Source organism: Oligella ureolytica DSM 18253, from assembly GCF_000373745.1.
GTDB classification, from domain to species: domain Bacteria; phylum Pseudomonadota; class Gammaproteobacteria; order Burkholderiales; family Burkholderiaceae_B; genus Oligella; species Oligella ureolytica.
Genome location: NZ_KB892344.1, coordinates 1 through 5,767 on the forward strand (window position 1 = coordinate 1; position 5,767 = coordinate 5,767).

At 45.1% G+C, this 5,767-nt stretch carries 8 protein-coding genes; 4 read left to right on the forward strand and 4 right to left on the reverse strand.

Annotated elements, in window-relative coordinates; all coding sequences use genetic code 11:
- Positions 1–368: 368 nt before the first annotated feature.
- The 4 genes from B092_RS0111750 (at position 369) to B092_RS14420 (ending at position 2,546) form a co-directional block, all read left to right on the forward strand.
- Positions 369–1,256, forward strand: a complete 888-nt coding sequence (locus tag B092_RS0111750; protein ID WP_018575427.1) for an ArdC family protein — start codon at positions 369–371, stop codon at positions 1,254–1,256.
- A gap of 194 nt (positions 1,257–1,450) precedes the next feature.
- Positions 1,451–1,615 carry a hypothetical protein gene (locus B092_RS15655; RefSeq protein ID WP_018575428.1) on the forward strand — a complete coding sequence of 55 codons (165 nt, stop codon included), beginning with the start codon at positions 1,451–1,453 and terminating at the stop codon, positions 1,613–1,615.
- Between the two features lie 196 nt (positions 1,616–1,811).
- The gene (locus tag B092_RS0111760) at positions 1,812–2,165 is read left to right on the forward strand and encodes a single-stranded DNA-binding protein (RefSeq protein ID WP_018575429.1); all 354 of its coding nucleotides are present in this window, start codon (positions 1,812–1,814) and stop codon (positions 2,163–2,165) included.
- A gap of 48 nt (positions 2,166–2,213) precedes the next feature.
- Positions 2,214–2,546 (forward strand): TrfB-related DNA-binding protein, encoded by a 333-nt coding sequence (locus B092_RS14420; protein ID WP_083907545.1) that lies wholly within the window; start codon positions 2,214–2,216, stop codon positions 2,544–2,546.
- A 276-nt stretch (positions 2,547–2,822) separates the two neighbouring features.
- Here B092_RS14420 and B092_RS15785 read toward each other — a convergent pair whose 3' ends face one another.
- The 4 genes from B092_RS15785 to B092_RS15945 form a co-directional block, all read right to left on the reverse strand.
- A complete protein-coding gene (locus tag B092_RS15785) occupies positions 2,823–3,494 on the reverse strand; it encodes a hypothetical protein (protein ID WP_018575431.1) in 672 nt (223 codons plus the stop codon).
- The gene (locus tag B092_RS14425) at positions 3,495–4,679 is read right to left on the reverse strand and encodes an MFS transporter (protein ID WP_018575432.1); all 1,185 of its coding nucleotides are present in this window, start codon (positions 4,677–4,679) and stop codon (positions 3,495–3,497) included.
- Positions 4,680–4,785: 106 nt separating this feature from the next.
- Positions 4,786–5,283 carry a MarR family winged helix-turn-helix transcriptional regulator gene (locus B092_RS0111780; protein ID WP_018575433.1) on the reverse strand — a complete coding sequence of 166 codons (498 nt, stop codon included), beginning with the start codon at positions 5,281–5,283 and terminating at the stop codon, positions 4,786–4,788.
- A 177-nt stretch (positions 5,284–5,460) separates the two neighbouring features.
- The gene (locus B092_RS15945; protein WP_083907547.1) at positions 5,461–5,694 is read right to left on the reverse strand and encodes an ACT domain-containing protein; all 234 of its coding nucleotides are present in this window, start codon (positions 5,692–5,694) and stop codon (positions 5,461–5,463) included.
- Between the last annotated feature and the right edge of the window lie 73 nt (positions 5,695–5,767).

Consider the following 5,767-nt stretch of genomic DNA (forward strand, 5'->3'; position numbering starts at 1 on the left):
ACAGGCAAACCGGGCTTACCGCGACCGATTGACGAATGACGAGCAGACCAGAAGAACCTAGTTTTTGCTCCGATCTATAAAAATGTGCCGCCTATCGGCGGAACTATTTACCAAAGAAAGGCGCTAAAGCGCCTATTCGTCGGCCTTTGGCCGCCGCCCGCTCCCTCAATCAGAAATCAAAGCAGCCCGAAAAAACGTTTGGATGCAAGCAATTTATTTTGAAAATAAGTGTTGACAGCTATTGACAAGTATAGCGTTTTGCGTCATAATAGCATCATGGTTGCATCACTTGTGCAACAGACGGAACCCGAAACAAAGCGGCGGCAACCGCTCCGGGCTTTTAAAAAACTCTCGCAGGAGTCGAAACCATGAAAAAAACTAAATTTGATCTTTACCAACACGTTACAGACCGCATCATTTCCAGCATCGAGCAAGGCGCGCCCGCATGGCGTAAACCGTGGACAGGCGAAGCGGGCACAATGCAAATGCCTTTGCGCTCTACTGGTGAAGCGTATCGCGGTATTAATGTTGTAATGCTTTGGTTGACCGCGGCTGAAAAAGGTTACGGTAGCGCCTACTGGTTCACATATCGCCAAGCGCAGGAGCTAGGCGCACAGGTACGCAAAGGAGAAAAAGGTACAACCGTTGTTAAATATGGAACCTTTGAGCGTGAGGACGAGGAAACCGGCGAAGATAAAAAAATTCCGTACCTGAAAGGCTATACCGTGTTTAATGCTGACCAAATCGACGGACTGCCCGAGAAGTACCACGCAGTCCCGGCAGAAGAAGCCCGCGACCTTGGCACAGAAGCAGACCCCGAGCTTGACGCCTTTTTTAAGGCTACCGGCGCAGACATTCGCACCAGCGAAGAACCCCGCGCCTATTACAGCCTGAACGGCGACTATATCCATATGCCGCCTATTGCTACTTTTCACAGCGCCGCGGGCTATTATGCGACCCTTGCCCATGAGGCGACCCACTGGACAGGCCACAAGTCACGCCTAGATCGTTTCAGCCGCTTTAGTGACCGAAAAAGCTACGCTTTTGAGGAATTGATTGCGGAAATTGGTAATTGCATGGTTTGTGCTGCTATTGGTTTAACCCCCGATTTTGAGCAGTCCGGCGCATATGTAGCTAGTTGGCTTCGAGCGTTGAAGGATGACAAGCGGATGATTTTTAAAGCCGCCACAGAAGCCCAAAAAGCCGCGGATTTCCTACTAGAAGAAGCGGAAATTTTACAGAAAAAAGCCGCGTAACCCTCAAAGCCCCGCCCTAACCCGGCGGGGTTTTTTTCACCTCGACCAGAATGTAAGTATTGACACCTATTGACAAGCATGGCGTTTTGCATCATAATTGCATCATGCTTTGCATCAATTGATGCAAAGCAAATCACCCGGAACAAAGCGGCGGCAACCGCTCCGGGCCACTAATCAACGCAGGAGAAACAACGATGAAATTACCAAAAACCATTGTTTGGAATGGCGAAACCTACGAAGTGCCCGACATACAGGCTATAGAAAACTGGGTTTTTGACAGCGTGTGCGAAACGCCAGATGGCGAAATGGTCGAACCAGATCACCCCGATTCGTGGCTTGCTTTACTTGGTCTGATTTAAAAAAACGCGATGCGGTCGGCTATGCCGACCGCATCATGTGCAGCCCGAACGGAAAAAAACAACATTAACTATTGACAGGTATTGACAAAATGCCAGCTTTACGGCATAATTAATACATGGGTTGCAGTGACCCATACCCGGCAAGCGGCGGCAACTGCAAAGCCGGTTTTCTCAACTTATTAGCAGGAGTCATATTATGAGTAATCGTTTTGAAGCCGAAGGCAATCTTGGCAATGTAGCCGAGCTGCGCACAGTGACCGTTAATGGTAAAGAGCGCGACGTTATGGACTTTTCAGTTTATATCGAGCGCCGCGTACCAGATGGAAACGGCGGATTCACAGATAAAGGCGGTTTTTGGCTAAATGGTTCGCTTTGGGGTGGTCGTGCGCGTGTTACCCGTGAGCACTTGAAAAAGGGTATGCGCGTTCGCACCGCTGGCGAGCTACGCATGGAAACATGGGAGCAAGACGGCGAGCAACGTTCAGGGTTAAAACTGGATGCTGAATATGTCGTTATTGACCCCATCACTTACGCCAGACGCGACCGTTAATTAGCAAAAATCCGGCGGGTTGGCCACCCGCCTTTTTATGAGGTGTCCATGATGGATGATGGAAAAATGACGGCCACTTTTTTTGACGAGTTAAGGCCGCGCCTTGGTCGTTTGACCGATGAAACAATTGATATTGCCCGCGAAGTTCTTGTTGAAGGAAAGAGCCAAAGCGACGTTGCCCGCAATCATGGGCTATCACGTCAGCGCGTCAGCTCGATGGTGAAAAGTGTTATCTCGGCTGCGAACGAGGTTCCGCGTGATTGGCAGCGGGTCGAAGTTTGGTTGCCGCCAAACTTGGCCGACAAGGTGCGGCAGATGGAAGCCAACGCCAAAGAAGAAGTTGCCAAGATGATGTGGGTGGACAAAATAGTTGGGAACTAGGAGGGGTGGAAATGGGAGTTTTTGAGAGTTGTTTGGAGGAAAGAGACAAAATAGATGGGAACTAGCGGCAGCGTAATGAATTAGCGAAGATATCAAAAATGACAAAATAGTTGGAAACTAGAACCTCTTTACTCCTACTTAAGAAATAAAAGGATCATAATCCACAAATTACCCGTTCAAACCAGAGAAGAATTACCAAAGCTATCCTGACTGTGTTAGTAGAGCAAACCAGCCCTCAGTCTGCTCTACCACTCATTCAAAACAGCGAGCTACCCATCACTTTTGCTTTTTCAACCAACTATCATGTAACCATTTTTCTGTTTGTCTATGTCCAGGGAAAGATATCCAAACAATATCTCGCTCAAATATCATGGGCTGGGAATCTGCACCGACAATGACCCAAAACCAACGACCGTCTTTCGTGTTTTTTGCTTTCACTTTCATACCTGTCACAGTATGAGTTTCTTTTTCCCCCTTATCATTTAAGCTGAGGATTGGCTCATCATGAGGATCAATCCAACTAATTTCCATCCTAGGTAATAGATCCGGGGCGTACTCTTGCAAAAAATCACGTGCAATCTTTTCACTTTCTTCACGAGTCGGTAAAGGTAGACTCACTAAATCCAAAGAGATGTTGGCAAATCCCTTCAAGAGCCCATTATCTGCATAAATAGTACTGAAATGCTCTCCCTCTAAACCTCTGTTACGCCCGTCCTTACGCTCGTAGCGTGTCAAAACGATAGGTTCTTTGTCTGCCATTTCAGATCGTGACATTACTTGATAATGCGTGTTCGGGACGGGGAAAGTATTTTGGTTTATGGTGATATTTGATGTCATGACGACTTCCTTATTAATTAATGTATTGCTCATTGCTGTCTGATTAATGAAAAAAACAGCCGAAAATATTGCAAACGCAGTTAACGTGAAACCTCTATATTTTTTGATCATTTAATTCCCTTGATTCCTTTTAATTAAAAACCCCCACGTAGCGTAAATACTCGCCAACGCCATTAAACTCGCCAATACCGCATAGCTTTTTCCCAAAGATAGATTAATTATTGAATGCACCAGCACAGGGCCTAACCCAGCACCAACAAACAAAAAGAAGGTATATAAGGCGATGGCTAGGCCGCGTCTTTCCGGGGCAGCCACCACTGCAATCTGTGTAATTAAGCTGGGGATACTGATGCCTATGCCTGCTACAAAAACAAAAGAAGAAAATAAAAGGAAACCAATATGCGTACTGTTCGCCCAAGCCGCCATCATCAGACCTAAGACTGTTAACCCTAACCCTGTCGCTAATGACTGCTGCGTGCTCCACGTCGCGGCAAAGCGCACCATAACTAACGGCATGAAGAAAGCAGGAAAAATAATAATGCGTGCCATTAGTACACTTAAACCGTGAGTCAATAACACAGCGCGCAAATGTAAGTCCAATAAAATATAAAAAGCGACAAAGCTCATCAATAACAAGCAAGCAGGCACATAGACACGACGTAATGAACGATGCATTAGCAACTGTGTAATAAAACGATATTGATGAAAAAATCTATCATGAGGAGAATGTGTCATTCTTTCATTGGGTACTTTAAACAAAGCCAACGCCGTTATTAAGTAAATTAGGCATAAAGGGAGGAGGCTTAACGTTAAGCGGCCCGATATTGCCACAGATAGACCATAGGTTTGCCCCACTACTCCTGCTAATAAAGCGGCTGTACTCAATAATGCCACTCCCCATGTACGCTCTGAGACCGAGCCACGCTCTGCCAAATAAGCAATCACGACCGGCGGAAAAGACGCCGCAATAAATCCTTGGATCCCACGACCTAGTAATAGCAACTCAAAAGTAGGAGCAAATACCATGGCTAGCGTGACGACCGAAAGCAACGCTAATCCCATCACCATAATGCGCTGCCTTCCTACGTAATCTGACAGCGGCCCAAAAACCAAAAAGCCAATTGCGTAAGAAAAACCATAGAAACTGACAAGACGGGTTGCCTGCTGACCATATTGCTTTGTTAATGAAGGCAGTAATGGTAGAGGTAAATAAAGCAACGACACCACAGCTAAAGCACACCCTACAAGCAAAAGCCGCAATCGAAGCGAAGGTAAAAATAAAGGTGAACTGCGCATTTACACCCCATGCTACTATGTAGCTAGCTACATATTTAATTAAATGAAAGAAAAAATAGAGAACTTAATCGAAGTCTCTATTGATAAATGAAAAGTCCTACCCTAATTACTCTAGTTCAATACGTTTTAATTTCAACATAAGCTTTTTAAGAACAACACGCTCTTGTTCATCAAAGTGGCTCATTAACTGGCTAACCCATTCATAATGAGCTGGTAAGACCTGAGCTAAAAGGTCTTCGCCCGCAGAGCTAAGACGCACTATCCAAGCGCGCCTATCTGCAGGATCAGGATAGCGTTGGCATAAACCAGCACCCTGCATACGATCAATAGTCCGAGTCATTGTTTGTGAGGTCACAGCTACCCCCTCAGCCAATGCACCAACACTCAAGCCCTCGGGATTGCGTTTTAATAAAATTAAAACAAAAAACTGCGTCTGTGCCAAGCCCCCCGCACGCGCTAAATTAGCCTCAAAAGCGTGTAGCATTTCCTCTGTTGCTGAGGCCCAGATCAGCCAAGTATGCAGCCCTTCAACATCAGAGTTACCATATAACTCACCAAATTCAACAAGAGTCTGATAGCTAGGAAGATCTTTTAACTCAAACATAAATACACCATAGCAATTAAAAAGCAAGCTGATATGTAGTATAGCACATAAATATCATTAAAAATAGAGCCATATACGCTGGCTCTTTAATTTTAATTCTGACCGCTCTTATCCTGCATAACATAGATAAAAGTAAGCCTTGGCCGTTTTAATGGTATTAGAGTAAAAAACAGGCTGTTAAAAACAACTTAATCTTGTCAATATCTGCATCGCCTGATTTGCTTTATCTAGAGGGACAAACACATGATCATGATGATATGCCGCAATAACATTAGCGCTAATTCCCTCTTTAGCTAAGGCACTAGCCACTGCTGCCGTCAACCCAACGGCCTCTAAACTAGAATAGACCGATAGTGTAATACGCTTAAAAGTAGAATCTGTACAAGCAGTGTAACGACCCCCTAAATTAATACAGCTCTAAAGTAGAACTTTCCTTTAAAATTAATGTATTAAAAGGAGTTTTACAATGAGTAAACGCAAATCA

What these genes read in the sequence shown, in the direction of transcription:
- B092_RS15655 (WP_018575428.1), top strand. Translation starts at nt 1,451, where the DNA reads ATGAAATTACCAAAAACCATTGTTTGGAATGGCGAAACCTACGAAGTG.
- B092_RS0111780 (WP_018575433.1), bottom strand. Translation starts at nt 5,283, where the DNA reads ATGTTTGAGTTAAAAGATCTTCCTAGCTATCAGACTCTTGTTGAATTT.
- B092_RS0111760 (WP_018575429.1), top strand. Translation starts at nt 1,812, where the DNA reads ATGAGTAATCGTTTTGAAGCCGAAGGCAATCTTGGCAATGTAGCCGAG.
- B092_RS14420 (WP_083907545.1), top strand. Translation starts at nt 2,214, where the DNA reads ATGATGGATGATGGAAAAATGACGGCCACTTTTTTTGACGAGTTAAGG.
- B092_RS15785 (WP_018575431.1), bottom strand. Translation starts at nt 3,494, where the DNA reads ATGATCAAAAAATATAGAGGTTTCACGTTAACTGCGTTTGCAATATTT.
- B092_RS14425 (WP_018575432.1), bottom strand. Translation starts at nt 4,679, where the DNA reads ATGCGCAGTTCACCTTTATTTTTACCTTCGCTTCGATTGCGGCTTTTG.
- B092_RS0111750 (WP_018575427.1), top strand. Translation starts at nt 369, where the DNA reads ATGAAAAAAACTAAATTTGATCTTTACCAACACGTTACAGACCGCATC.